Consider the following 26,090-nt stretch of genomic DNA (forward strand, 5'->3'; position numbering starts at 1 on the left):
AGTCTTCTTTGGTGACTTGTCCGAAAAATTCGATTAATTGTTGCAATCTACCATATTAATTAATAAGTTGGTATCTTTGAAAAGACGTATATAAGTGTAGTTTAATTAAAGGTAGGAGGAATTTAATATGCAATTTAAAACATTAAGTAATGGAGTTTCTATCCCTATGTTAGGATTTGGAACTTATCGTATTGATAATGCTGATATTCCAGCTGCTATCCAAGGTGCTTTGGATGCCGGTTACCGTCATTTTGATTGTGCCCATATTTACGGCAATGAAGCTGCTATTGGTAAGGCCTTTAAGGATGCAGGTGTTAAGAGAGAGGATCTCTTCATCACATCAAAGGTTTGGAATGCTGACCAAGGTTATGAAAAGACATTGGCTGCTTTTGAACAAACCCTTAAGGATCTACAAATGGATTATCTAGATCTTTATTTGATTCACTGGCCAAATGAAGAGGACTTCAATTTGACATTGGATACTTGGAAAGCTTTGGAAACACTGTATGATCAAGGTAAAGTTAAAGCTATCGGTGTATCAAACTTCTCTGAGAAACAACTTAAAGAAGTCTTTGCAATGGCAAAAGTTAAACCTATGGTTAACCAAATTGAACGTCACCCATACAAGACACAAGTTGAATTGGGTAAATTCGATGAAGATAATGACATTGTTAATGAAGGTTATTCACCAATCGGACATGGTCACTTTATTCTTGAAGATCCAACAATCAACAAGATTGCTAAGGATCACAATAAGACAGCTGCACAAGTTGTCTTACGTTGGCATATTGATACTGGATATGTTATTTTCCCTAAGTCATCAAAGGTTAGTCGTGTAAAGGAAAACTTCGATATCTTTGATTTTGAGCTTACAGCCGATGAAATTGAAGCTATTAACGGTTTGGACAAAGACGAACATCTTAACTACGATAATTAGAATAAAAAAACATTTAAATTAATATAGCCCTCAAACGTTATACGAATTGAAAAATTTGTAAATCGTTTGAGGGTTATTTGTTTTGTGATATTATGGAAAGATGATTTTACAGTGAGGTAGGGAAATTATGGCAATTAAACTAGTAGCATTCGATATGGACGGAACTTTTTTAAATGATAAAAATACATATAACCATCAACGTTTCAGTAAAATATTGGAGCAGTTGCGTGCTAAGAATATTCGAGTAGTAGCCGCCAGTGGTTCACAATATCAACGTCTGCAGGATCAATTTACAGAGTTTAAAGATGAAATGGATTTTGTTTCTCAAAATGGGGCAGCCGTTTATAGTAACAACCAACCACTTTTGATTCGTGCTATGCCAGAAGAGGCAGTAACGGCTACTTTGAATGTTATCAACCAGCAATTCGATAAAAAAGATATCGTTGAACACCTAGTAGTTGGTGTGAAATCAGCCTATGTAGACCAGTCAATTTCTCAACCAATTTATGATTTAACGTATCATTACTATAATCATTTAAAACGAGTCACTGATTTGGCAACAGTGACACCTCAACGTTTGCAAGATCAAATTACTAGTATCGGTATAACTTTTGATCAACATGTGGATTTTAATGTTGCCATGAATAATCTTCGTCAATCCTTACCGGCTGAATTATCGAGTCAAACTTCCGGTTATAATACTGAACTAATCAGTGAGAGTACTGTTAATAAGGCAGCTGGTTTACACGAATTACAGGAAAAGTATAATATTGCCGACGATGAGATTATGACTTTTGGTGATAATGAGAATGACTTAGCAATGTTGAAATTGACTCCCTATGGTTACGCGATGGATAATGCTGTTGCCTCAGTTAAAGCTCAAGTTACTCATTTTACCGATTCCAATAATGACGAAGGTGTCCTGAATATCTTAAGTAAATTGATATAATATCTTTGTTATTTTTTTATGAAGAAATCGAACTACTCTATCCTTGTAGAACATGAGATAATATCGCACAAGGATGGATGATAAAATGAAAAAGACACTGATTGCTTTAATAGCTTTAATTTTTGTTTTACCTTTAGCTGCATGTAGTAATACTTCTAAGGATACTGCTATAAAAGAGAATACTAGTAGATGGCACAAGACGATTTCTGGGTTGGAAGTCGTCAAAACTGATAAATATGGCAATGACCGTGGTTACATTGCACGAACAATGAAAGAACTGAAAAAAGTTAATGAGTCAGTTATTCAAGGAACAGTTTACGATATGTCCAAAATAGATAACTTCAACAATGGTGCTTACACTAAGGTAACGGTTTACGTTGATAAAGTGATCAGTGGTAAGAAGTCACTTCAAGGTAAAAAAATCGTGTTAGTGATGAATGGAGGAATTACCACGACTAACAGCTGGTACAAGAATCAGAATCAGACCCGAGAGACAAATCATGATATTCTGGTTCAATATAACGAGGCACCACTTCCTAAAGTTGGCTCTAAAATAATTGGTGGAATAACAACGATTGAGAAGACTGAACCAACAATTTATATGAAGACCATCAAGAAGAACAATTTGGCGAACACAAATACCTATGATTTAGATATGCCAGCATTTAATTTTTGGATCAAGGATTCTAAGGATAAGCAATATCACTTGAATAATCCGAAAGCTACCAAGGAATTAAAGGTTAATCCCGAAATGGCTAAAAGTATTAAGAATTTAACTGATGAATTGAATCAGAAATATAATAATTAGAATTAAGTAAAAAGAGTGGCTGATATAGCCACTCTTTTTTAAACCAAATTTTTAATAATTTCAATCGTTTGTTCAGCCATGGCTTCAGGTGATTCCTTACATCCAGTAGCAATCCAATAAATAATGACATTTAGAAATCCATAGAAGGCAAAGTGAATACCAATTTGTTTTTGAAGTGGTGTCCGCCATTGTCTCCAAGTACGAATATTGTCCTGAATTCCTTCGGCAAATTGGCGAGTCAGTTTATCGGATAGATAACCAGTTAAATGAGCGCCTACCATAATGCTGATATAGTCGTGGTTGTTGCCGAAATATTGAAAACAATAAACTAATAAACCATGCAGATCAGTAATATTTTTTTGATTAAACTTTTCTTTATAGTCCAACATAATATCGGTAATCGCGTCATCAAGGACCTCCTTCTTAGATGAATAATTACGATAAAAGGTTGGTCGAGATATTTTAGCGGTTAAAACAATCTGTTTGACAGTTATGTCGCCAAATGAATATTCTTTCAACAATTGCATGAGTGCATCTTTGATCCGGATTCTGGTTTGTAATTGCATACGTGTTACATTTTTACCATTTGTGTCTCTAGTCATAACATTAACTTCCAATCCATTAAAATCAGGCGATTTAAATATATTTACAAGCTGAAATGTTTAATAATGTTCTTGTTGAAACAAGTGTATCAAAAAAATACATGAGTTACAGCATAAAGACTTGAAGGTGAATATTATGACAATGAAAAAGAAACTGATTATCTTAACTTTATCGGTTATAGGTTTCTTAGTAATTTTGGATACAAATATTATGAATATCGCTATTCCGGAAATTCAATCAGGATTGCACGTATCTTTGACAGACCTATCTTGGGCCATTAATATTTATACAATTCTATTTGCTTCTTTTTTGATTCCATTTGGTCGAATTGGAGACATTGTTGGACATGTTAAATTGTTAAATATAGCTTTAATAGTATTTGCTATTGGATCAACGATCAGTGGTTTGGCTTCATCTTTGAATGTGTTATTAATAGGACGTTCAATTCAAAGCATTGGTGCGGCAGTGATGCTACCGTCAGGAATGATTTTAGGCTTTAGACAAGTTGAGAAGGATAAGCGTAATAAAATAATCGCTATCTTTGCTGCAACACAGGCTTTGGGTGCTGCACTTGGACCTACAATTGGTGGTTTTATTTCTCAATATTTTGGTTGGCATTGGGTCTTTTTAATCAATGTTCCACTAGTAGTAATTGTTTTAGTAATGAACTTGTTACTACTTTCAATGAAGAATGAAGTCGTTAAGAAAATTAGAATTGATTTTGGTGGAACGGTTTTGATTGCCGGAACTTTGTTCTTGTTAACTTTATCATTGGTAGAAGGTAGAAATTGGAACTGGCTCAGCTTGAAAACGATTGGTTGTTTAGTTTCATCATTATTGCTACTTGTGATCTTCCTTTATCATGAACAACATAGCAGTGATCCAATTATTCCTCTAAAATTATTTAGAAATCGGAATTATGTTGGAGCTAACGTAGTAATAATGATTACCTTTATTGTTTTAGCAAGCTATATTGGTATCATTCCAACCTTTTTAACTAAGGTAATTGGTGTTTCAGAACTTCACGCTGCTTTATTGATTACTCCTATGTCAATTACATTATTATTTTCAACACCGATTGCAACTAAGTTAGTGGGAAAGGTTAACAGTAGAATATTAGTAGGATTCGGTATTATTATTTTAAGTATTTCAGTATATCTTATGGGTCATTTAAATTTAGAGAATAATTATAATCAACTTTATTTAGTTGATATTCTATTGGGCTTGGGAATTGGTTCTATAGCTGGACCTGCTATGTCAATTGCAGTGGGTCGTTTGGAAGGAACAGAATTAACTGCAGCACAAAATGTGTTGAATGTTGTTAGGAACATCGGTATGATTATTGGTATTGCACTCTTTTTATCATTATTGGATGGCAATATTGATTCAGCTAAACAAAATGTTCATTCTTATGCAACTGATAGAATAGAGAATTCTAAGTTGCCTAAGGTAGTACAGAATAAGATGATTAATAAAGTAAAAGGAAATGCTAATACTAGTCAAATTAATTCGCAAAGTATCAAACAACCACAAATAAGTACCGATCAAACAATTAAAATGGCAAAAACTCAAACAAAGATTATTATTGATACTAAGTCCAATGCCGGTATAATTTTGCCAACGGAAATTAAGCAACAATTATATCAAAAGGTTTTAGTAACCACACAGAATAAGGTTAAAGTTATCAACCATGAATTGAAGGGTATCTTTAAGGATGTGAAGCAATATATTCATAATCAACTAACGGATGCTTTTTTGAAGTTATATAAATGGGAGTTGCCTTTCGTTGTATTTGGATTCTTAGCTGTATTCATTTTCAAAGAAAAACAATACAAATAATGAAATAAATTAATAATCGTTTTATTTTTAAAAGCAATCAAAAGTTCAATTAGTATATTAATTGTCATTATGTATAGTAGCGACAATAATTAGAATGTATTCAGACTTTTTGTTCGAAAAATATATTCTAATGGGGAAAATATACGAATGAATAAGACGGAGAAACAACGAGAATTAAAAGAGATAGATTTAAAACTTTTGGATCGTTTAGAAGATGCATACAATAGTCTTGAAGTTGAGAATCGTACGAGATTAAAAAAAGTACTTGGTCGATTTATTCATGAATTAAAAAATGAACAGAATCTTGATCAAGTATCTTCACTATTATGTAAATATATTGCTAGGGCATATATAGAGGATGATAATAATTTTCCTAAACCGTTGATAGATTTATACTATGAAGCTAGAAGAATCAACTCTAAGTGTGAGGGTATTGAATGGAGTGCTACGCAAGCAGGATTGACATGGTTTGAAAAAATTTAGGGAATATAGATAACTAGTAAGCCAACTACAAAACTATCATTGTAGCTGGTTTTTTATTTTCTAATAAATAGAATGGTTCAAAAAATGAAAAATTAGAGATATTTTTAATAGGCCAATCTTTCCCAAAGATAGTAAACAATCATTTTGACAATGCTTAAGAATTATTGTTAACTAGATTGATTGGAATCAATTGATAAATATTTTATAAATGAGGATGAGGGAATGAAGTTTAAATCAGTCGACAACATGGTCTTTGTAGGGATGCTCCTGATATTGATTTATCAGTACACCTTATTGTATTTGAGTGTCATTGATGGATCGTGGTTGAATTTTCTGATTGTGTCGTTAGTATTCATTTTAGGATTACTTTTAGGCCGAACAACTTACATTATTTTAGGAAGTGTTCTGTCGTTTGTCAGCATGTGTGCTGGAGGATTAATGCTGATGATTCCCTATACTAGAGAATTGTACTTGTGGCCAGCAGTTGCTTTATTAACAATCACACCATTAACTACCTATTTAATGTATCTACTAGACCATCAATTATTAAAACGGAAGGCTTTAGCGGCGGAATTGGCTCAATTGCAACAGGAAAAACCTGATTTGGAAGTAATCACAGGGGCTTTGAATGAACGAGCTCTAAATATTGCTGTAGCTAGAGAGTTAAAACTTGTTTTCTATCACGAAGATGATTATCGTTTCACACTCACAATGGTTAAAATTGATTTTCTTGAAAATATTGTTAACTTTTTAGGAAATCAAAAATTTAATAGTTTGTTAAGAGCAACGGCCGAACATTTGAACGGAATGCTATTCACGGTTGACCATTTGTATTATATTGGTGCGGGTAGATTTGTTATTCTGTCACCAATGTTGGGTGCTAATAATGCACCAATTATGAAGAAAAAAATTAAGAGTCATATTGACGATATTGCTGAGGAGTTTGGATTAGCTAGAAACGCTTTGGTATTAAGAATGGGACAAATAACTTATTCCAGTCAAGATAGAGTTAAGAATCGTAACGTTGAGGATACGTTGACACAACTGGAACGTAGTGCAGAAACGGATATTGTTAAAGAATATCTCTGAGGGAGAATTAGATGGTCTTAGGAAGCTTAAATTGGCTCTTTTCGTTTAGTTTAGTAGTTACAATTATTTTTGGAATTGTTATTGTTGTCTTGTCAATCTGCTGGTGGCAAATCTTTAAGTTAACTATCCGTCGTTTTAATACGGAGGACAAACATCATGATCGATAATTTATATGTCATCGCAATAATTACAATCTGGTTGTCGATTTTTATGACCGTGGTTACTTTAAGTGGTGGAGTAATTTTTATTTTCAAACATTTACAACATACTAATATTGATAATTTACCACCATTAAAACGTTATCCAAAGGTGACTTTAGTTGTTCCTGCTCATAACGAAGAGTTGGTGATTCAAGATACAGTACAATCTATTTTGCGTTTAAACTATCCACTTGATCGATTTGAACTGCTGGTATATGCCGATAATTGTAATGATCACACGGCTGATAGAGTTCGTGAATTAAAACAGATCAAGGAATTTAAGAATCATAACTTTCGGGTCATTGAGAGAACAGGTACTGGTGGAAAAGCTGGTGTCTTGAATGATGCTTTAAAAGTCTCGACAGGCGAGTATTTAGGAGTTTATGATGCTGATGCGGCACCAGAGAAGAATGCTCTTTATTTTCTAGTACAAAAAATTTTAGAAAATCCTGAACGTTATGCAGCAGCATTTGGTCGTAATAAAACGCGTAACTATCAACAGAATTTTTTGACTCGTTGTATTAATCTGGAAATTGTTAATACGCAACGAATCCAGCATACCGGTCTTTGGCAACTCTTTAAGATTGGCCGAATACCAGGAACTAATTTCATCATTAATAAAAAAATTGTTCAATCGATTGGTGGTTGGAATAACGGTGCTTTAACTGAAGATACTGCTATTTCATTCAGTTTGATGCGTTCGGGAAAGTTGATTGCTTTGGCACATCGAGCTGAGGCATTTCAACAAGAACCTGAAACATTATTTGCGTATTATAATCAGCGCAAACGTTGGGCACGTGGTAATTATGAGGTTATTCTAGATAATTTGAAACATCTGTTTGATCGTACCTCTTGGCGAATTAAGCTGGAAGTTTTCTATTATGTTTGTACTTTTTTCTGGTTTAATGCTGCAATCATTATTTCAAATACTATTTTCATCTTGAATATGGCATTGGCAGGAGTACAGTATTTTTTTCCGCAGGTTCATCAACTGGTATCGCTAGGAACACCCTTGTCGGTATTGTTTATGGTTAATTGGCTGATGATGTTCTTTCTATACTTATTACAGATGAATATTGCTTTAGCAAGTGACTATGGACAAGAGACGGTGAAGAATTTCTTTTATACATTAGTTTCGTACTTTACTTATGCACAGTTATTCATTATTGTCTCAATCGCGGCTTTCTGGGCTATTTTGCGGGACAAGATTACTGGTAAACGTCATACTCAGTGGTACAAGACACAAAGATTTTAATGGGGGAAGAGTAATTTGAAGAAACATAAGTATCAATGGCTACTTAGCGGACTAATTATTTTAGTTGCTTTTGCAATTGGAACAGCAATTTATAATACGCAGTCACCACAGAGTACTTCAAATGTCAGCACAACGACTATTAAATCTCGTTATCTAACTTGGAAGAAGGCCTACTTAAAAGGCTCTGGTCAACAAAGGTATGTTAAGACTAATACTGGTAGCAGGGCACAAACTCTTTCTGAGGCTCAAGGCTATGGAATGTTAATAACTGTTATGGCGGCTAAGCAAGGTTTTGGCAATCAAAAATCATTTGACCAGTTAACTCGTTACTATCTGTCACATCGAATCAGTACAAATAATCCTTTGATGTCGTGGCGTCAGAATCAAAAGAACAGTAGAATGATTAGTACGAAGGCCGAACAGACTAGTGCAACTGATGGTGATTTGGATATTGCCTATGCGCTGATTTTGGCAGATGAGATGTGGGGTAGTAAAGGTAATTTGAAGTATAATCAGTTAGCTGACCAATTATTAAGCGCTATTAAGGAGTATGAAATTAATCCTACGACTAACTTGCCACGAGTTGGTAATTGGGCAACTGCCAGTAAATCGGAAAATTTAGTTCGAACATCCGATTTGATGACGGCCTATTTTCGCAAATTTGCTAGCTACACCAAAGATGGTAGTTGGACAAAGGCAGCTCAAAACAGCCAGAAAGCTTTGAAGGAATTAAGTGATCAATATAAGACTGGGTTAATGGCTGATTTTGTCACCATTAAAGGTAAGCAATTAAAACTGGGCAGTGTTAAAGCTAATCAGGTGGCATCTCAATATGATGCCCAATATGGATTTAATGCTTGTCGAATACCTTGGCGAGTGGCGTACGACTATCAATTGAATCATAGCCAGACAAGTAAAGGCATTGCTCAAAAAATGTGTGATTTCTTTGCGTCAAAGAAGAAAATTACAGCCGTTTATACCTTAAATGGTAAGGCAGTTGAGAATTACACTAATATTGCTTTTACAGCTCCAGTGGCTTATGCGGCCCAAGTACTCTCTGATCAGAAATTGAAACATAATTATACAAAAGATTTGACAGCTGAAATACCGACAAATAATTATTATCCTGCTACTATTCAGATGATGATGTTATTGACTAGTGGTACTATTGGACAAAATAAATAAATATTCTAAATAAATTTTAGTAAAAAACAAAAGAACTAGACCAATTTAAGCGAATTGAAGAAGCCTATTGTAGTGATCACCGAAGACGGTTGCTACAGTAGGCTTCTTTTGACTGAAAAATATTATATTTTACTTCATACTTTTTTGAACTTTTTTTAGGTATACCAATTATGCTTTATTTTTTTACTTTGACTAATAATTATTATTAGAAAAAAATTAACTGAATTTGATTATTCCTAATATTGTACTATTTTATTCCTAAATTGATGATATAATATAACAAAATTAGTTTAAGTGAAGGTGAATCAAGTGTTAAGCAGTAATATAATTGGAGGAGCCGGTAGCATGATTAGTACCGAATCAACTAGTTTAAAAGATGATTTGTATTTAGCAGTCAATGGTCGTTGGTTAAGAACGGCAGTTATACCTGGAGATTATCCACGCGTAGGAACTTTTCCTAATTTATTTTTTGACGTTGAAAAAAATTTAAGAAATGATCTTAATGATTTCATGTCAGGAAATGAAACTATTCAAAATAAAGTTATACTTCAAGCAGTTAAATTATACGATATGGCACTAGGATTAAGGGGTTCTACTGTCATTAAAAATGATTTAGAAAAAATAAACAATATGCATAATTTGAAGGATCTGAATAATAAATTAAAATTTTATTTTAAAAATGATTTTCCTCTACCTTTGATTGCAGAGGTTCATGGCAATATGAAGGACAACTCTCAGAAGGCATTTTACGTTGCAGGAGCTAAGTTGATTTTGCCAGATAAATCTTATTATGATGCCGATAATTCAACTGGTAAACAATTGTTGAGTCGCTATTCTCAGGCGGCTAAAGATTTACTAATTAAGTTAGGCTACAATACTACTTTTACTTCTCAAACAGTTGAGTTAGCCTTAAGATTCGATCGCAGATTGTTGCCAATAGTTAAAAGTCCGAAGGGATGGGCAGATTATCCTAAAATTTATAATCCGATTTCTTTTGTAGATTTTGGAAAGAAATCAAATTACATAGATTTGCAATCGATGACTAGAAGCTTAATTGATGATGAACCAAAACAAATAATTATTGGTGAACCACGATATTTTAATCATTTGAACGAATTAATTAATGATGATACGTTTGACGAAGTTAAGGCATGGATGCTAGTTAGTTTTCTAATGAAAAATGCTGATTTAATTGATGAACCTAGTCGTCAAATTATTAGTCAATATAGAAATGAATTGTTGGGAATTAACGGTGTAGAGAAACGTGAGAAGTATGCTTGCCGCCTAACTACTAGTCTTTTCAGTGAACCAATTGGTATTTATTATGGAAAAAAATATTTTGGTGAGGATGCTAAGAAAAATGTTCATGGCATGGTTAAGAAAATAATTAATACATATAAGAAAAGGTTAATGAAAAATGAATGGCTCAGTGAGGATACCAGAAAAAATGCCATTTTGAAATTAGATAAAATGGTCGTTAAAGTCGGTTATCCAGAAAAAATTGATCCACTTTATGATAGATTTATCATTAATAACGAGGAAACGTTATATGAGAATGTTCGTCGCTTAAGGGGAATAGAGGTTCAAAATATGTTTGAACAATATCATAGGCCTTTTGACAGATCAAAATGGAATATGTCCGGTTATGAAGTTAATGCTAGTTATAACCCTTCAACTAATGATATAACATTTCCAGCGGCTATACTTCAGCGACCATTTTACGATTTGAAACAAACCGTTAGTCAGAATTATGGTGGAATTGGTTCAGTGATAGCACATGAAATTTCACATGCTTTTGATAACAATGGTGCAAATTTTGATGAATTGGGAAATATGAAGAACTGGTGGACCCAAAGAGATTATAAGAGGTTTCAAAGTTTGACTCAGAAAATGATTGATCAATTTGACGGTATTTCGTACATGGGCAGAAAAGTCAATGGAGCCTTAGTAGTAAATGAAAATATTGCTGATGTTGGAGGATTAGCTTGTGCTTTAGAAGTAGCCAAGTCGGAGCCTAATTTTAATTGTAAAGTATTTTTCGTTAACTGGGCACTTAATTGGAGAATCAAGTCGACCAAACAAATTAATGAGATGCTCTTGTCGGTAGATGTACATTCACCGGCCCCTTTGCGTTGCAATATTATTGCGCAAGACATGGATGATTTATATAAAGCCTTTGATATAAAAAAAACAGACGGTATGTGGTTGGATAAAACACAACGTCTGAATATTTGGTAAGTTGAGTCTCTTTTTTTAGGAAAGCGTTTGCTTTTACTAGTTTACTTCGATAGAGTGAATAGGTAAGCTTATAATTGAGAGGGATTTAAAAATATGTATAAAATGATTGTTTGTGATTTAGACGAAACTTTAATGAATGATGACGGTAGTTTGTCTGCTAAGAATGCAGAAGCCATTCAAGCCGCTGCAACTAAAGGAGTTTACTTTGTACCTAATTCAGGTCGAAGCTATACTTCTTTCCAAAATGATTTGGAGACAATGCACTTAAGAAATCAGCCTAATCAATATTCAATTTCCTATAATGGTGGATTGATTTTGGAAAATAAGGATAATCGTCCCATCGCTGTCAATGCGATGCCATTTGAAATTGCTAAGGCTGTTTTTGAAGCGGGAGCAGCCAATAAAAAAGCTGCTACACACGTATATACGCAAGATACACTTTATATTTATAATCCAGTTCCCGAGGATTCAGCCTATTTGAAGAACCGTGGTGTTAGTTTTCAGGAGATGAAGGATGCTAATTTTGATCAATTCAAAAATGAAAATATTATGAAAGTCATCATGGCTTTACCAACAATGCCGGAACGTAAACAAATGCGTGCTGATGTTGAGACAAAAGTTGATCCTAAGAATTTAGCCGTAACTTATTCATCTGATCGTTATGTTGAATTTAATCCAGCTGGAATCGATAAGGGGAGTGCTTCAGTTCAATTAGGTGAATTATTAGGAATCAAACCAGAAGAAATCATTGCTGCTGGTGATAACAGTAACGATTTACCAATGCTTAAAGTCGTTGGTTTGCCGGTTAGTGTTGCTAATGGAATTGATAGTGTTAAAAAAGCTGCTAAGTATATAACAGAAGCCGACAATAATCATGATGCTTTGGCTGAAGTTATTAATAAGTTTGTTTTGTAATCGAAAAATAGAGCTAGAAATTGAAAAATTTCTAGCTCTATTTTTTTATTTCAGTTAAAATAATATAACGCCGTTATGTCCATAAAATAGCTGATGTCAAATAACTTTGATGGTGGTATAAATCTCGACAAGTTAATCTAATAACTGAGGAGGTAGGGATAATGAAAGTACATGAGCAAATTAGAAAATATCGAAAACAATATAATTTTTCTCAAGAAGAATTAGCTGACAAAATTTATGTCTCTCGGCAAACAATTTCTAATTGGGAGAATGGAAAGAGCTATCCTGATATTGAGAATTTACTCATTTTGAGTACATTGTTCCATATCACCTTAGATGAGCTGATAAAAGGAGATATCGAAGTTATGCGAAAAGAACTAGATAATCATGTTATGGATGTTTGGACAGGTGTCATGTTAATCTTTTTAGTTTTAGGAGTAGTGGCTGGAATACCATTGACCTATGCTTTGTCATGGTGGGGCTTTGGTATAACGATTGTTTTATTGGCAATCGGTATGGGAGCTTCTATTAAAGTGGAGTTAATCAAGAAAAGGCACAATACTAAGACTTTTAAAGAAATTATGGCCTTCACAGAGAACAAGAATCTTAATTTGGAAGACAGATTAAAAAGTCAAAAAGGTTATTGGAAAGAGCAACTCTTAATGATAGTTGGATCAACAATTATTACCTTGATATTGGCATTAGTCGCTCTAATTATTACAAAATTGATTATGAATTAGATCAGATTGAAGTGTTTTAAACCGTTTACGATACCGCCATTAACGTTTTCAGTAGTGATATAAGTCGCAATGTCTTTAACTTCATCAATACCATTTGCCATTGCAATGCCATAGTCAGCAAATTCAATCATTGGAATATCATTAGCACCATCACCAAAAGCATAGACTGGTTTATCTTTCATATTTAATTCTTCAAGTAAGTGTTTGATACCGCTCATTTTAGAGACACCTTTAGCAACTGTATCGAGTGAATGGTAGCCAGTATTATAGATTTGAAGTTCTGGAAATTCTTTTTGATATTTTTTACCGTCATCGTCAGTAATGACAACGAACATTGGGATAGCGTCTTTCTTGTAGAAATTAGGATCAATTTCAGGGATTTCTAGTTTTAGTGCATGAAAGAACTCTTTAATAAAAGGTGTTTGAGCACTCAAAGAGTTTCTGGTGTGTGCATGCATAAAGAGAGAATCGCCATTTCTATGAGCCATATCCATTATATTTTTGATCACATCTGGTTTAATATCATTGCTATAAACGGTTTTACCTTGAGATTCGATCAAGGCACCGTTTAAGGTAACATAAGTATCAATACCAGTAACACTTGTGGCTGCTTCAATTTCAATAGGCGCACGCCCAGTACAGATAACAGGTAAATAATCATTTTTCTTTAACTGACGAACAGCAGAGGCAACTGAGTCTTCGACTTGAGATTGGTTATTTAGTAGGGTTCCGTCTAGATCAAAAAATACGGTTCCTTTATAATTTGTTTGCAAAAGATCACCAACTTAATTTTTATTTGTGTACTCGTAATATCTTAACATATGGAAAAAATGATACCGTGGACATTTATTTCAGTTCAAAATAAAAAACAACATCTATTAGATTACTTAATACATGCAAAGTGTATTGAGCTTTCTAAAAAGATGTTGTTTTTTTAGTGCGTTAAAAACTATTTAATTACGTCAGTAGCAAAAGTTGGTTCAATCGCAGCAGCATATTTCAAACCACTTACAATTGTATTACCACCAGCATAATCTTGGATTGATCCGTCATTGAAGGGGAGCCATTCGTTAGTTGAAACTTGAACGAAGTATTGACCCTTACTATTTTGAACGGAGCGGTTAACTCTCCAAGAACTACCCTTTGGAAGTGTTCTAGTTAATGAATTAGTTGAAGTGTCATACAGTGTAATATCTTTATTGAGAGTAATGGCAATAGAACCGTTGGAGAAGATACTATTGGAACTGCCCTCGTAACCACCGTTAGTTACCCATTGATTAGTTGCGACACGATAATAAATATAATGATTCATTGTCTTCTTCTGATCAGCATGCCATGAAGAACCAGCTGGTAGAGTTTTACCAGTATTATTACCATTATCATCAAGAATGTATGAAGCACTGTACAAATTGATAGTTGTATTTACAGGGGTACTTTGTCCAACTGTATTTGAAGTACCTTTGACCTGGATATTTTTAACAGGTACGTATTCATTAGTAGCAACTTGATAATAGTTATTCATACCAATGCCGATAACTTTGCCTAACTTCCAAGAAGAACCAACAGGTAGAGTTACTCCGGATAAATGACCAGTTTCGTCTACAACTTGTGCAGGGTAAGTTACCGTACCAATTTGCCCTGATGCGTTAGTATTAGTACTTGTGTTAGTATTGCTTTGATTATTTGATGTTGCAGGGATGCTTGTTTTAATACCACTTTCAAGTGCATATTCATTATTTCCAACTTGGTAGTAAGTATTCATGCCAATATTATACATGCCACCTAGTTTCCAAGAAGAACCAGCAGGTAAAGTTCTGCCAGTTGGGTTTCCTTGAGCATCAACCAATTTAACGGCATAGCTCAAAGTACCGATTTGATTATCGACAGCAGGCTTAACCATAGTTGGATTTACGACAGGCATACCATCAGTAAGAGTAATATGTTCAGAACTAATGTAATTGTTAGTAGCGACTTCATAGTATCTTTGTCCATTGATAAGAACGGATTTACCTAGTTTCCAAGATGATTTACCGGAAAGAAAGAGACTTGTTTGCTTACCGTTGGCGTCAACGGTGTAGGCACCACCATAATCAACAGTACCGATTGGATTTTTAATCGTATTGTCTGTAGTAGTGGTGGCAGCTTGAACTGGAGTTGTCATATCATTAGAAATATTTCCTAAAACGGTTGGTGCTACTAAAACAGCTAGTGTTGAAGCTAAGATGATTCTTTTCTTGTTCATTTTTGTATCCCCTTAATTATGAAAATATAAATTATTAAAGCAGGTAGGTAATTTCTTATAGTTCAATTGAATCTAGTCCTGTTGATCACCCTTTCTAACTATATTTTATGCAATATGTAGCCAATTGACTGCATTTGTCGTAAACAATCTATTTCATATCATAAAAAGCTGTAAGACAAAGAGGATACATAATCTTTTACATAAGATTACATATCCTCGTTTCAATATTTTATTGGGCCACTTGTTCCTTGATAATTCGACCAGCTTCAGAGTCAGTCAAATAGTTAATACTGGAACTAATTCCGACGACAGAAGGACCCGCTTTAGTAGTTATAGTTGAGGCAGCATTCCTAGGATTAGCAGTATCAACTCTGGTGAAAATATCAACCTGACCTTGTGGCAAATCAGTTGAAGAAATAGTGTCATTTGTTTTTTGATATTTGGTTACTTGACCGGCACCAATTCGAATTAATTCCTTCTTATTAGTAAAGAGATATAAGTAGCCGAGACTATCACCACTCGCAATTGTGTCACGTGACAATTGGTAACCAGCTTGGGCGGCTTCTCTTTTTTGTAGAGCATAAGTTGAATTTTGATTTAAAGAGATTAGTGAGTATTTACTTAAATCTTGAATAGCTGAACGTTCAAAACTATCATAGCGACGTTGATAAAGATAACCATCTTTTACTAAAAGTTTTCCAGAATCATTAGCACTAGTTGTCGTTTCAGGAGCAACCCAAGTTCCGTTAAGATTGTTTAAGTTTAAATGTTTGACCGATTTTTTATTTTGAGTGTCGACGAAAGATTTACCACGTTCAATAGTTGTAGTTTGATCAACATCCATGTATTGAATATCAATAGCGTATAATTTATGACCTTTGGCGACAAATGCTTGATTCAACGATAAATCACCAAGTTCCGGTTTTAGGAAGACTAAGTCAGTCAGTTTGTTAATTTCGAATTTAGCGCCTAGAGCTTTCAAAGCTTCGTTAACTTGATTAACCGACATATAATGAATCTTTTTCTGATATGATTTCATGTAGTGCTTACGTGTCAGCTTCTTCCATTCTAGGAAGGATGTTTGTTTATATCCTACAGCAATGGATTTAAATGAACCTTTTGAAGTAGTCCACATATCCAGATCATTAGCTTTGGATACAACGGAGGTATTTATTTTGTTGGAAACGCCAATTTTGGTTTGCTTAGAATTAATAGCCTCATTGAAAATCCAGGTTTTGGAATTGGAATTAATGACTTTTTGAGTATTTGCTTTAATATCATAGGATGCGGTTTTATGTTTAGTGCTACATCCAGAAATAAAAAGTAAGATAAAGGTTAAAATGAATAGACTTAATTTACGCATGGGGACTCCTGTCAATTTATTATAATTATTATCGCTTTATTATAAAGGTGATGACAGGGTTAATTTAATATAAACTAATATGGATATATTTTTCTGCAAAATTAAATAAATGATATTGTAACGACGTTATGCATGGTGCAACTTAGAAAGCAAGCCATTAAAATTTGATTTATCGGTTTTAATAATTAGTTCCGCAAACTAAAGTTGCGCTAGTTAATGACTTTTAAACGCAAATATAACTAATTTATTGCTTGTTTATAGTTAATTGCTATACGAAAATATAATTATAAGGATGAAATTTGTGTAGAGGGCGGGATTGAAAATGATTGAATTTTCAAGTCAATTAAAGAAATATAGAACTGACCGAGGAATTACCCAAGATGAGTTGGCAAGCAAATTGTATGTGACTAGACAAGCCATTTCAAAATGGGAGTCAGGTGAGTCGACACCTGATATGAATAATTTAGTTAAGTTATCCGATATATTTAATGTTAGCTTAGATGCTTTGGTTTTAGGAAAGCAGGAGAATTCAAAGATTGATCCAAATGAATTCACGTTTGATCCGATTCATAATAAGTATGTCAGAAAATATGGCAAAATGAATTTTTGGGATTTTTTATCGAAGAATCCTTGGGTGATTGTTTTATTAGCCGTTGTTCTATTCTGGGGAGTAATGTTTATACACTGATTCATGTTAAAATAAGCCTAACAAATTATTATCACCAGAAGGGAACCACTTGATGTTCATTAATGTTGTTGAAAAATCAAAATCACTTTTTAAAGATTTTTCAGTAGTAGATTCAACAATGGATTCTAAAAAACAGGCTGCGGCCAATCCCATTTTTTCATGGCACGTGAAACATATTGCTTATAGACGTAAAAAAATTGTTATTTTTACTAACGATGCTAGTACTTTGACAGTTGTACTTTATGATATAAATGCCAAGAATCGTGCACTATTAGAGCAAAGATTTCAGGAACGTTTGGCTGAACTATGGTCAAGTTTGAATATACCTGAAGAAGATTTGAACCAATATCTTAAAGTGGCAGGTCCTTGGCAGATAGGGCCAACTGTTAATAGAAATCAATTGGGACGTCTGAATGAAGTTAGTTATTTTACTGAAATGTATTTATCAGACGGTGTTGAGGATGAGTTGTTTTTGTCGTCAAAGATGACAAGGACATTGCGTGATTCCGGTAGTAGTAAAAAAGCTAGTTTTGCTGGTGATATTCCTAGCATTATGCGACCTAATAATTTTAAATGGAATGAAATTAAGTTAGAAGAAAATTCAGTTGATATTGAAAAGTTGAAGAGAATTTGTAATGATTTGAAACAACAGGAAAGATTTCGTAAGGAAGACTTTTTCTTTGAAGATCTCGATAGAACTGATGAAGTAGTACAACAAATGGTTAAGCTGAATGATGAACTACTTGATATCTTTATTGAGGGGATAAAAGATGAATATTCCGAAAAAACTATAAAATCATATAAAAATGCTCTATTAATTTATTTAAATCAATTCTTAGCTTTCCGTCTAATATCGGTTTTTAATTATGGAGCCTCGTCGGTCGATCAAATGTATATACATGGTAGTAGTATGACTCAAACTAAACAAGTTCAGAGAAGCATGAGTAAATTATATTCATTCTTATCAGGCAATGGAGTTATGAATGTGGAGTTTGCAAAATCTATGAAGCGTGATATGAGAAATTCTATTGAATCTTTGGATTATTTAGATTACTAGATAAAATTATTTTTATAAAATAAATAATAGCTCGCGGCTAAGCACCGTGGGCTATTTTAGTTTTAAAATTGTCTTTTTACGCAAACGTTTGCTTGACAAAATATCTGCAAGGGCTTACATTAAATTACGCAAACGTTTGCTTTGTTAAAATAATTAAAGCGAGGATGATTGATTTTGAATAAATGGTGGCAAAATGCAGTTGTATATCAAGTATACCCGGCTAGTTATCAAGATAGTAACGGCGATGGAATTGGAGATTTACCAGGTATTACCAAACGATTAGATTATATTAAAAAACTAGGTGTCGACATTGTGTGGTTGAGTCCCATTTATAAATCACCTCAAGTCGACAATGGTTATGATATTTCAGATTATAAAGCAATTAATCCTGATTTTGGTAACATGGAAGACTTTGATAATTTACTCAGCAAAGCTCATAAATTAGGCTTGAAAATTATGATGGATCTAGTTGTTAATCATACATCGGATGAACATAAGTGGTTCCAGAAATCTCGAAAGGGTAAAGATAATCCATATCGCGATTATTATATCTGGCGTGATGGTAAAGATGGAAAAGCACCAAATAATTGGGGCTCATTCTTTACAGGACCAGCATGGAAATATGATGAACAAACAGGTCAGTATTATCTACACTTGTTTGCTCCACAACAACCCGATTTGAATTGGGAAAACAAGAATGTTCGTCACTCCGTTTATGACATGATGAATTGGTGGGCCGATAAAGGGGTAGATGGTTTCAGAATGGATGTTATCAATTACATTTCTAAACCCGAAGGTTTACCTGATGTTAAGAAAGCACCTGATGAATTATATGGAAATCCCGAACCAGTCGTTGCCAACGGACATCGAATTCACGAATTTCTACAAGAAATGAATCAAAATGTCATGAGCAAACATAAGATGGTTACGGTTGGTGAAGCACCAGCAGTTACAACAGATGAGGCCCAAAAATATTCCAACTTAAATGGCAAAGAATTGGATATGGTTTTCCAATTTGAACATGTGGGCTTAGATAGCAATTCAAATCCAGCATTGGGACGTTGGTCCGATAAAAAGACGTCACTTACTGATCTTCGTGAGAATTTGACGAAATGGCAAACTGCATTAGCTGGTAAAGCTTGGAATTCATTATATTGGAATAATCACGATCAACCAAGAGTTGTTTCACGTTTTGGTGACGATAGTACTGAAGAGAAGCGTGTTTTAAGTGCCAAGATGTTAGCAACAATGCTTCATTTCCAACAAGGAACTCCTTTCGTATTTGAAGGGGAAGAAATTGGAATGACAAATGCTTACTTTGATAAATTAAGTGATTACGTGGATCTTGATAGTATCAATGCTTATCACCAAATAGTCGATGAACAACATCTTCTAGATGGGAAAACGATGTTGAAGTATATGGGGATGCACAGTCGTGATAATGCTAGAACTCCAATGCAATGGGATGACAGCAATAATGCTGGATTTTCAGATGGTACACCATGGGAACACGTTAATAAGCAGTATAAAGAAATTAATGTAAAGAAGGCTTTGGCTGATCCGGATTCAATATTCTACTATTATCAAAAGATAATTAAGCTACGCCATGAATTACCTGTCATGGTTGATGGTAGTTATGCTTTGGTTAAAGACAATCAAAATGATCCTGACGTATATGCTTACACTAGAAAAGATGATGACACGACATTGTTGGTAGTACTGAATTATACGGATAAAAAATTAGAAAGACATTATGACGTTCCAGAGGACGCCAAGATTCTGATTAGTAATTATGCTGATTCTCAGGGTAATATATTACGTCCATATGAAGCAAAAGTTTATCAATTTTAATAAGTTAGAAGGAACTAGATATGGAGTCAACGGAAAAAGTAGAGGCAACTTCAGCTAAGAAAAAAGAAAAATCATTGGGCTTTGATAATGCTTTGCCAAAGTTACCAATGAAAACAATTCTTGCAATGACTTTCGGTTGTATTGGTGTCAATATGGCATTTACATTGCAAGGTTCACAAATGAGCAGGATTACTCAAACAATTGGGGTTAATCCTAATAGTTTGGGATGGTTCTTCTTGTTGCCACCACTATTAGGGATGTTTGTTCAACCATTATTGGGTAAATATTCTGATAGTACTTGGACACGTTGGGGTAGAAGAATTCCCTATTTAATCGTAGGTGCTCCAATAACGGTGATTGTTATGGTATTACTACCATTTACCGGTTCGTTTGGATTTGGCTATGGTTCCATGACAGCTTTAGTCTATGCAGCCATAGCAATTGCATTAATGGATTTGTTCAGTAATGTTTGTTTAGCACCGTACAAAATGTTAGCTGGAGATATGGTTAATGAAGATCAGAAGAATCTAGCTTGGTCTTGGCAACAAATTTTTAGTTATGCCGGTGGTATTTTAGCAGCTTTGTTGCCATTTATTCTCACAAAAATGGGTATTGCTAATACAGCTGCCAAGGGACAAGTTCCATTAACTGTTATTTGGGCATATTTGATTGGTGCTGCTATGTTATTGATTACTAGTGTAGTAACAATTCTCAATGTTAAGGAATATAATCCTGAAACATATGCTAAGTATCATAAAATTAAATCAGATGCACAAAAAGTTACACCCAGCCTATGGAAATTATTGAAGAAGGCTCCAAGAGCATTTTGGGAATTATCAGTAGTTCAATTATTTAGTTGGATTGGTATTATGTATACTTGGACATATGCAACAGGGGCTATGGCCAATAATATTTGGCACACAACTAACCCAGCATCTGCCGGATTCCAAGCAGCTGGTAATTGGTATGGTGTTATGACAGCCTTTTATAGTGTTGCAGCTTTGATCTGGGGATTATTTTATGCCAAAACAAAGGCTAATCAACGTAAATTATGGTATTCAGTTGGACTATTTGCTGACGCTATTAGTATCATCATTGTTGCCACTACACACAGTCAATGGATTGCCTTGATTGCCTTTGCATTATATGGAATTGGTAACTTTACTATTAATACACTGCCATTTACTATGTTGACAACATCATTAGATGGTAAGAATAATGGTTCATATTTAGGACTATTTAATATTGCAGTTTGTCTACCACAAATTATTGGCTCATTAGCAAGTTTTATTATCTTTCCAATGGTTGGTAGTAGCCAAAGTATGATGATGATTATTGGATTTGTAGCTATGGTAATTGGTGGCTTTTCAGTGGCTATTGTTCATGAAGGTAAATAGTAAAAATTCACTATTCAAAAGTAAAATAAACGATTAAAATATTATTGTAAGCAAATACAAGGAGGGTGGATGAATGTCAGCTACAATAAAAGATATTGCAAATAAAGTTGGAGTAGCACCGTCCACTGTCTCTCGGGTTTTGTCTAATAAGACTAAGTATTATAATTCTTTGACGGCTGAGAAGGTAAAAAAGGCCGCAGAGGAATTAGGATATAAGAAGAATCAAGCGGCTGTTGAGCTGGTAAAAAGAGAAAGTAACGTAATTGCAGCAGTAGTTAGTTCTGTAAAAACCAATTTTGCTGGAGAAATAATTGATGGAATCCAAGAAGAAGCACTAAAGCATGGTTATGATTTGATAGTAGTTTATGCCGGAAGTGCCGATCCTGATGAACAAAAAAGAGCTCTATTAACGGTCATTGAAAGACCCGTGATGGGAATATTATTACTTTCGATAGCGCTTGGAGAAGATAATCTGAAATTATTGAAAGAATCACAAATTCCTTATTGTTTTTTATCAATGGCTTTTGATGATAAAAGGCCTTTCATCAGTTCAGATGATGAAGAAGTTGGTTATAAAGCAACAAAATTATTGATTGATAAAGGTCATCGAAAAATTGGCCTAGCTGGAATTGATAAATATCCCTATACAGGTCGTTTAAGATTAAAAGGTTATAAGAGAGCTTTAAATGAAGCTGGTATTGTTTCAAAAGAAGATTGGATACAGACTGGTGATTACAGTTATCTATCTGGCGAAAAGGCGATGGATCAATATGGAAAAGATACTGACTTGACTGGTATTGTTGCTGTCAGTGATATGGTAGCAATTGGTCTATTGAATAAAGCTAGAAACTTAGGATTGAATGTTCCTGAAGATTTATCTATCGTAAGTATTGATGGTACAGAAATGTGTAGAATCGTACAGCCACAATTGACAAGTGTTTCTCAAAATTTCTTTGAAATGGGCAAGAGTGGAGTACAAAGAATTGAAGATATAAAGAAACATAAAAAGTTGGCGCACCTTCAACAGATGATTCCAACTCGTATAGAAGAACGACAAAGTATCAAAGGTATCTAAAAGGAGTAGTTGTAACCCAAATGGTTATAACTACTCCTTTTTTGTGCACATATTTTATGCAACTAATTATTTATATTGACAAGTATAGTATTAACAATTATAGTATGAACATCAATTGATATTATACTTGTTAATATGAAAAGAGAATAAAGATGAAAATAAAACAAATATTATTAATTTTAACAATGTGTATTGGAACTTTTCTATGTATGCTTGATACAACAGTTATGAATATTGCTTTACCGGCAATTCAATCTAGTATGAATGTTCCTTTGACAAGCTTATCTTGGGCGTTAAACATTTATACTATTACTTTCGCAGCCCTAACAATTCCTTTATCAAGATTGGCAGATATTTGGGGACGGAATAAAATTTATTTAGTAGGGTTATTAATTTTTGCAAGTGGGTCCTTTGTTTCAGGAATGGCAAACGTCCCAACTGTTTTAATCATTGGCCGTGGTATTCAAAGTATTGGTGCAGCAATTGTTTTTCCAACTAGTATGACGATTGCCATTGATACGATTGATCAAAAACATCGTAGTAAAGCACTTTTAACAATTGGATTGACACAAGGATTAGCAGCAACCTTGGGACCAACAATTGGTGGTGTGGTTACCCAATTCATGGGATGGCGTTGGGTGTTCTACATCAATTTACCGTTAGTGGTTTTAGCAATTGTCGGTGTTATTTTACAATTGCCATTGGGTCATGAGAAAAAGATTGATGTCAAAATTGATGTTGGTGGCATGATATCTTTGATGGTGACATTGTTTTCATTAGCTTTGGGTTTAACACAAGGAAATGATTGGGGATGGATGAATTATCGAATTATTTCTTTAACGTTAATAACAATTGTCAGTTTTATAATATTTATTATTATCGAAAAAAGAGTCACTGATCCTATGATCCGACTAGATTTGTTTAAGAATCGACAATTTTCTGGCTCGGCATTAACAGTTGTTTTAGCAGGGCTTTTATTAGTAGCTGTAATGGTTATTATGCCAACGTTTTTTACACAAGTACAAGGAAAGACTGAATTGATTGCTGCTTTACTAATAACACCAGCATCACTAATGATTTTCTTAGTATCCCCAATAACAGGAATAATAGTAGAAAAATTTGGACCGAGATTAATAATTTTTATTGGATTCTTAAGTATGTCAATGGGATACGCTGTTTTAGGATTTGTTAATTCTGAATATTATTGGCAAATCCTTTTGGGATTAATCTTAATAGGTTTTGGTTACGGGACCGTGATTGGACCCATAACGGTTTTAGCGGCATCTGATTTCAAAGGAGAAAAATTGTCGGCATCTCAAAGTGTCATGGGAGTGTTACGACAAATTGGTAATATAATTGCAGTGGCAATTTTTGTATCTATGTTGACAACTAATGTCAGCAAAGCTAAGGAAAATGCTTGGACTGACGCTCAGAAGCTGATTAGTACAAGTGAATTAACATCAACTTCTAAAAAAGACATGTTAAAGGTAACTCATAGCCATTTTGAATCTAGTGATGCCAAAACAAATGGAAATGATGAAAAAGGAATATCTGAAACTAAGGAACAGCGATTAATTCAAGCCAATGTTGCTGAGGCATTAAGAAAGGCTAAAATTAGTCAGTTGTCGGATCAACAAGGAGAACAGGTTAAAGAACAGATTACATCTGAAGTTACTAATGAAATTAAGGAAATGGTAAAAAAGGATAATCGAATAATCAATCGAGATGCTAATAAAATCAGTAAAAATGCTAACCATTTAATCAGTAAGGCATTTTTGAGCCTCTATTTTATGGCATTACCATTTACAATAATGTTTATACCAGTCTGTTTGTTATTTTATAAACGTGATGAATATAAAAAAAATATTAATGAAGAGTAAGAGAGATATTAATGATTAATTTTAATCCGTGTGTTAGTCTAAAATTATTAATGAAGAGGAGCTAGATCATCGTGAAGAGTCGACAAATTGTGCTAGGAATTTTAATGAGATCACCACAAACTGGATATGATATAACTCAAATGTTTCAAACAAGTTTTGCCTTCTTTTTCGATAGTTCATCGGGAATGGTTTATCCAGTACTTCGCAAATTAGAAAAAGAAGGAAAAGTTACTAAAGAGGTCGTTCCACAAGATGGAAAACCAGATAAAAATCTTTACACTATTACTCAAAAGGGAAAAGAAGAGTTTACTGAATATTTAAGTTCTCCAGTTGAAAGGCAAATAAAAAAGTCTGATTTTCTGGCTCGTTTGATGTTTGGTGACTATATGGAACCAGATCAGCTACGAGAGATAATCGAAGATTATGTTCGAAAAGAAAAAGAAGAAACTGAGTTGCTTAGTGAACGTTTAGAAAAGTACATCAATAAGTCAAGCCGTAAAATGACGGATACGGAGACATTGGCTTACGAGTATGGTGTCGAAGCAAATAAATTTCAAGTGGAATTTTTCGAGAAATGGCTTGAGAATCATCCTAAAATATAAAATTAGGCAATAAGAAAGAACCTTGCTAACTAATTTAGCAGGGTTCTTTTATTTGAAGATCCTTGAATTTCTAAAAGAATAATTTTGATAAGCCACTTTCAAAAATTCAGGCGTGTGTTGATATTGGAAAGTGGCTAATTCTTCTATAGTAATAGAAGATAAATTATTGAGCCATTCGTTGAATAGTCCCATACTGCCGTACGAGTGGTACTTAATAGCATATTCTTGTTCAGATGTTAATTTTGTTTGATAAAAATCTTCTACTGCTGCTTTAGCCGAAGCTATATTGAATCTCTGAATATATTGATTTATTGAATTTTGAGAGTGGTCTGTATAGGTTCGTTAGTAAAAAGTCTTTCGTTTTTCCATTTGAATTAGGCTTCTTTTAATACTGGCAATCGAATATTCCGGTTCTTTGTCTCCATAAATTAAAGAGAAATCATATAGAAAAATCCAAGCTACTAATTCATATTTATCGTGGAAGTGATAATAAAAAGTTTGAGGAATGGTGTCGCATCTTTTGCAGAGATCGACAATTCGAATTTTGTCCATAGGGATGATTTTTAACATCTTTTCTAATTCTTTGGCGAACAATAATTTAGTTTGATTTTTAAGTGTCATGGTTAACCTTTTATTTAAGCGAATTTTATAATCAAGTTAGCCACTTTAGAAAAATGACAAAATAAAAACACCA

The 26,090-nt window shown here is 33.8% G+C and carries 24 protein-coding genes and 1 pseudogene; 19 read left to right on the forward strand and 6 right to left on the reverse strand.

The window, feature by feature from the left end:
* Positions 1–127 precede the first annotated feature (127 nt).
* The 3 genes from FD33_RS09190 (at position 128) to FD33_RS09200 (ending at position 2,694) form a co-directional block, all read left to right on the forward strand.
* Entirely contained in the window at positions 128–937 is an 810-nt protein-coding gene (locus FD33_RS09190; protein ID WP_025085582.1) for an aldo/keto reductase, read from the forward strand.
* 127 nt (positions 938–1,064) lie between these two features.
* Entirely contained in the window at positions 1,065–1,886 is an 822-nt protein-coding gene (locus FD33_RS09195; RefSeq protein WP_025085581.1) for a Cof-type HAD-IIB family hydrolase, read from the forward strand.
* An 85-nt stretch (positions 1,887–1,971) separates the two neighbouring features.
* On the forward strand, positions 1,972–2,694 hold the full coding sequence (locus FD33_RS09200; protein WP_025085580.1) for a substrate-binding domain-containing protein: 723 nt from the start codon (positions 1,972–1,974) through the stop codon (positions 2,692–2,694).
* A gap of 38 nt (positions 2,695–2,732) precedes the next feature.
* Here FD33_RS09200 and FD33_RS09205 read toward each other — a convergent pair whose 3' ends face one another.
* Entirely contained in the window at positions 2,733–3,296 is a 564-nt protein-coding gene (locus FD33_RS09205) for a TetR/AcrR family transcriptional regulator (protein ID WP_025085579.1), read from the reverse strand.
* A gap of 136 nt (positions 3,297–3,432) precedes the next feature.
* Between FD33_RS09205 and FD33_RS09210 the strand changes: the two genes are divergently transcribed.
* The 9 genes from FD33_RS09210 (at position 3,433) to FD33_RS09245 (ending at position 13,241) form a co-directional block, all read left to right on the forward strand.
* Positions 3,433–5,136 (forward strand): MFS transporter, encoded by a 1,704-nt coding sequence (locus tag FD33_RS09210; protein ID WP_025085578.1) that lies wholly within the window; start codon positions 3,433–3,435, stop codon positions 5,134–5,136.
* Positions 5,137–5,283: 147 nt separating this feature from the next.
* On the forward strand, positions 5,284–5,619 hold the full coding sequence (locus tag FD33_RS09215) for a bacteriocin immunity protein (RefSeq protein ID WP_025085577.1): 336 nt from the start codon (positions 5,284–5,286) through the stop codon (positions 5,617–5,619).
* A gap of 222 nt (positions 5,620–5,841) precedes the next feature.
* Positions 5,842–6,708 (forward strand): diguanylate cyclase domain-containing protein, encoded by an 867-nt coding sequence (locus FD33_RS09220; protein ID WP_081784526.1) that lies wholly within the window; start codon positions 5,842–5,844, stop codon positions 6,706–6,708.
* Between the two features lie 11 nt (positions 6,709–6,719).
* Positions 6,720–6,875 carry a hypothetical protein gene (locus tag FD33_RS12695; RefSeq protein WP_156407837.1) on the forward strand — a complete coding sequence of 52 codons (156 nt, stop codon included), beginning with the start codon at positions 6,720–6,722 and terminating at the stop codon, positions 6,873–6,875.
* Positions 6,865–8,163, forward strand: coding sequence for a glycosyltransferase family 2 protein (locus FD33_RS09225; RefSeq protein ID WP_025085575.1), 1,299 nt, complete (start codon positions 6,865–6,867; stop codon positions 8,161–8,163). The genes FD33_RS12695 and FD33_RS09225 overlap by 11 nt, the downstream gene beginning before the upstream one ends.
* A 15-nt stretch (positions 8,164–8,178) precedes the next feature.
* Positions 8,179–9,348, forward strand: a complete 1,170-nt coding sequence (locus FD33_RS09230) for a glycosyl hydrolase family 8 (protein ID WP_025085574.1) — start codon at positions 8,179–8,181, stop codon at positions 9,346–9,348.
* Positions 9,349–9,693: 345 nt separating this feature from the next.
* The gene (locus tag FD33_RS09235) at positions 9,694–11,586 is read left to right on the forward strand and encodes a M13 family metallopeptidase (protein WP_082603714.1); all 1,893 of its coding nucleotides are present in this window, start codon (positions 9,694–9,696) and stop codon (positions 11,584–11,586) included.
* A gap of 93 nt (positions 11,587–11,679) precedes the next feature.
* On the forward strand, positions 11,680–12,501 hold the full coding sequence (locus tag FD33_RS09240; RefSeq protein WP_056955931.1) for a Cof-type HAD-IIB family hydrolase: 822 nt from the start codon (positions 11,680–11,682) through the stop codon (positions 12,499–12,501).
* 161 nt (positions 12,502–12,662) lie between these two features.
* On the forward strand, positions 12,663–13,241 hold the full coding sequence (locus FD33_RS09245) for a helix-turn-helix transcriptional regulator (RefSeq protein ID WP_025085573.1): 579 nt from the start codon (positions 12,663–12,665) through the stop codon (positions 13,239–13,241).
* On the opposite strand, the gene FD33_RS09250 is transcribed toward FD33_RS09245, so the two are convergent.
* From FD33_RS09250 to FD33_RS09260, 3 genes are all read right to left on the reverse strand, one after another.
* Positions 13,238–14,014, reverse strand: coding sequence for a Cof-type HAD-IIB family hydrolase (locus FD33_RS09250; protein WP_025085572.1), 777 nt, complete (start codon positions 14,012–14,014; stop codon positions 13,238–13,240). The genes FD33_RS09245 and FD33_RS09250 overlap by 4 nt on opposite strands.
* Positions 14,015–14,190: 176 nt before the next feature.
* On the reverse strand, positions 14,191–15,483 hold the full coding sequence (locus FD33_RS09255; RefSeq protein ID WP_025085571.1) for an SLAP domain-containing protein: 1,293 nt from the start codon (positions 15,481–15,483) through the stop codon (positions 14,191–14,193).
* Between the two features lie 229 nt (positions 15,484–15,712).
* Positions 15,713–16,846 carry a hypothetical protein gene (locus FD33_RS09260; RefSeq protein WP_056955932.1) on the reverse strand — a complete coding sequence of 378 codons (1,134 nt, stop codon included), beginning with the start codon at positions 16,844–16,846 and terminating at the stop codon, positions 15,713–15,715.
* 322 nt (positions 16,847–17,168) lie between these two features.
* Between FD33_RS09260 and FD33_RS09265 the strand changes: the two genes are divergently transcribed.
* From FD33_RS09265 to FD33_RS09295, 7 genes are all read left to right on the forward strand, one after another.
* Complete coding sequence (locus FD33_RS09265; RefSeq protein WP_025085569.1) at positions 17,169–17,534, forward strand: helix-turn-helix domain-containing protein; 366 nt, start codon at positions 17,169–17,171, stop codon at positions 17,532–17,534.
* A gap of 52 nt (positions 17,535–17,586) precedes the next feature.
* The gene (locus tag FD33_RS09270) at positions 17,587–18,591 is read left to right on the forward strand and encodes a DUF6933 domain-containing protein (RefSeq protein WP_025085568.1); all 1,005 of its coding nucleotides are present in this window, start codon (positions 17,587–17,589) and stop codon (positions 18,589–18,591) included.
* 174 nt (positions 18,592–18,765) lie between these two features.
* Positions 18,766–20,442 (forward strand): alpha,alpha-phosphotrehalase, encoded by a 1,677-nt coding sequence (locus tag FD33_RS09275; protein WP_152319260.1) that lies wholly within the window; start codon positions 18,766–18,768, stop codon positions 20,440–20,442.
* Between the two features lie 20 nt (positions 20,443–20,462).
* Positions 20,463–21,839, forward strand: a complete 1,377-nt coding sequence (locus FD33_RS09280; protein WP_025086137.1) for an SLC45 family MFS transporter — start codon at positions 20,463–20,465, stop codon at positions 21,837–21,839.
* 73 nt (positions 21,840–21,912) lie between these two features.
* Complete coding sequence (locus FD33_RS09285) at positions 21,913–22,914, forward strand: LacI family DNA-binding transcriptional regulator (RefSeq protein ID WP_025086136.1); 1,002 nt, start codon at positions 21,913–21,915, stop codon at positions 22,912–22,914.
* A 152-nt stretch (positions 22,915–23,066) separates the two neighbouring features.
* Positions 23,067–24,794, forward strand: coding sequence for an MFS transporter (locus tag FD33_RS09290; protein ID WP_025086135.1), 1,728 nt, complete (start codon positions 23,067–23,069; stop codon positions 24,792–24,794).
* Positions 24,795–24,865: 71 nt separating this feature from the next.
* A complete protein-coding gene (locus FD33_RS09295; protein WP_025086134.1) occupies positions 24,866–25,396 on the forward strand; it encodes a PadR family transcriptional regulator in 531 nt (176 codons plus the stop codon).
* 48 nt (positions 25,397–25,444) lie between these two features.
* Here FD33_RS09295 and FD33_RS12950 read toward each other — a convergent pair.
* Positions 25,445–25,723: pseudogene (locus tag FD33_RS12950) on the reverse strand (TetR/AcrR family transcriptional regulator C-terminal domain-containing protein); the annotation flags it as partial.
* Positions 25,724–25,738: 15 nt separating this feature from the next.
* Positions 25,739–26,017: a hypothetical protein gene (locus FD33_RS12955; protein WP_227005221.1), complete on the reverse strand. Its 279-nt coding sequence runs from the start codon at positions 26,015–26,017 to the stop codon at positions 25,739–25,741.
* Positions 26,018–26,090 lie beyond the last annotated feature (73 nt).

Origin of the sequence: Companilactobacillus paralimentarius DSM 13238 = JCM 10415, assembly GCF_001434985.1 — a bacterium.
Lineage (GTDB): Bacteria > Bacillota > Bacilli > Lactobacillales > Lactobacillaceae > Companilactobacillus > Companilactobacillus paralimentarius.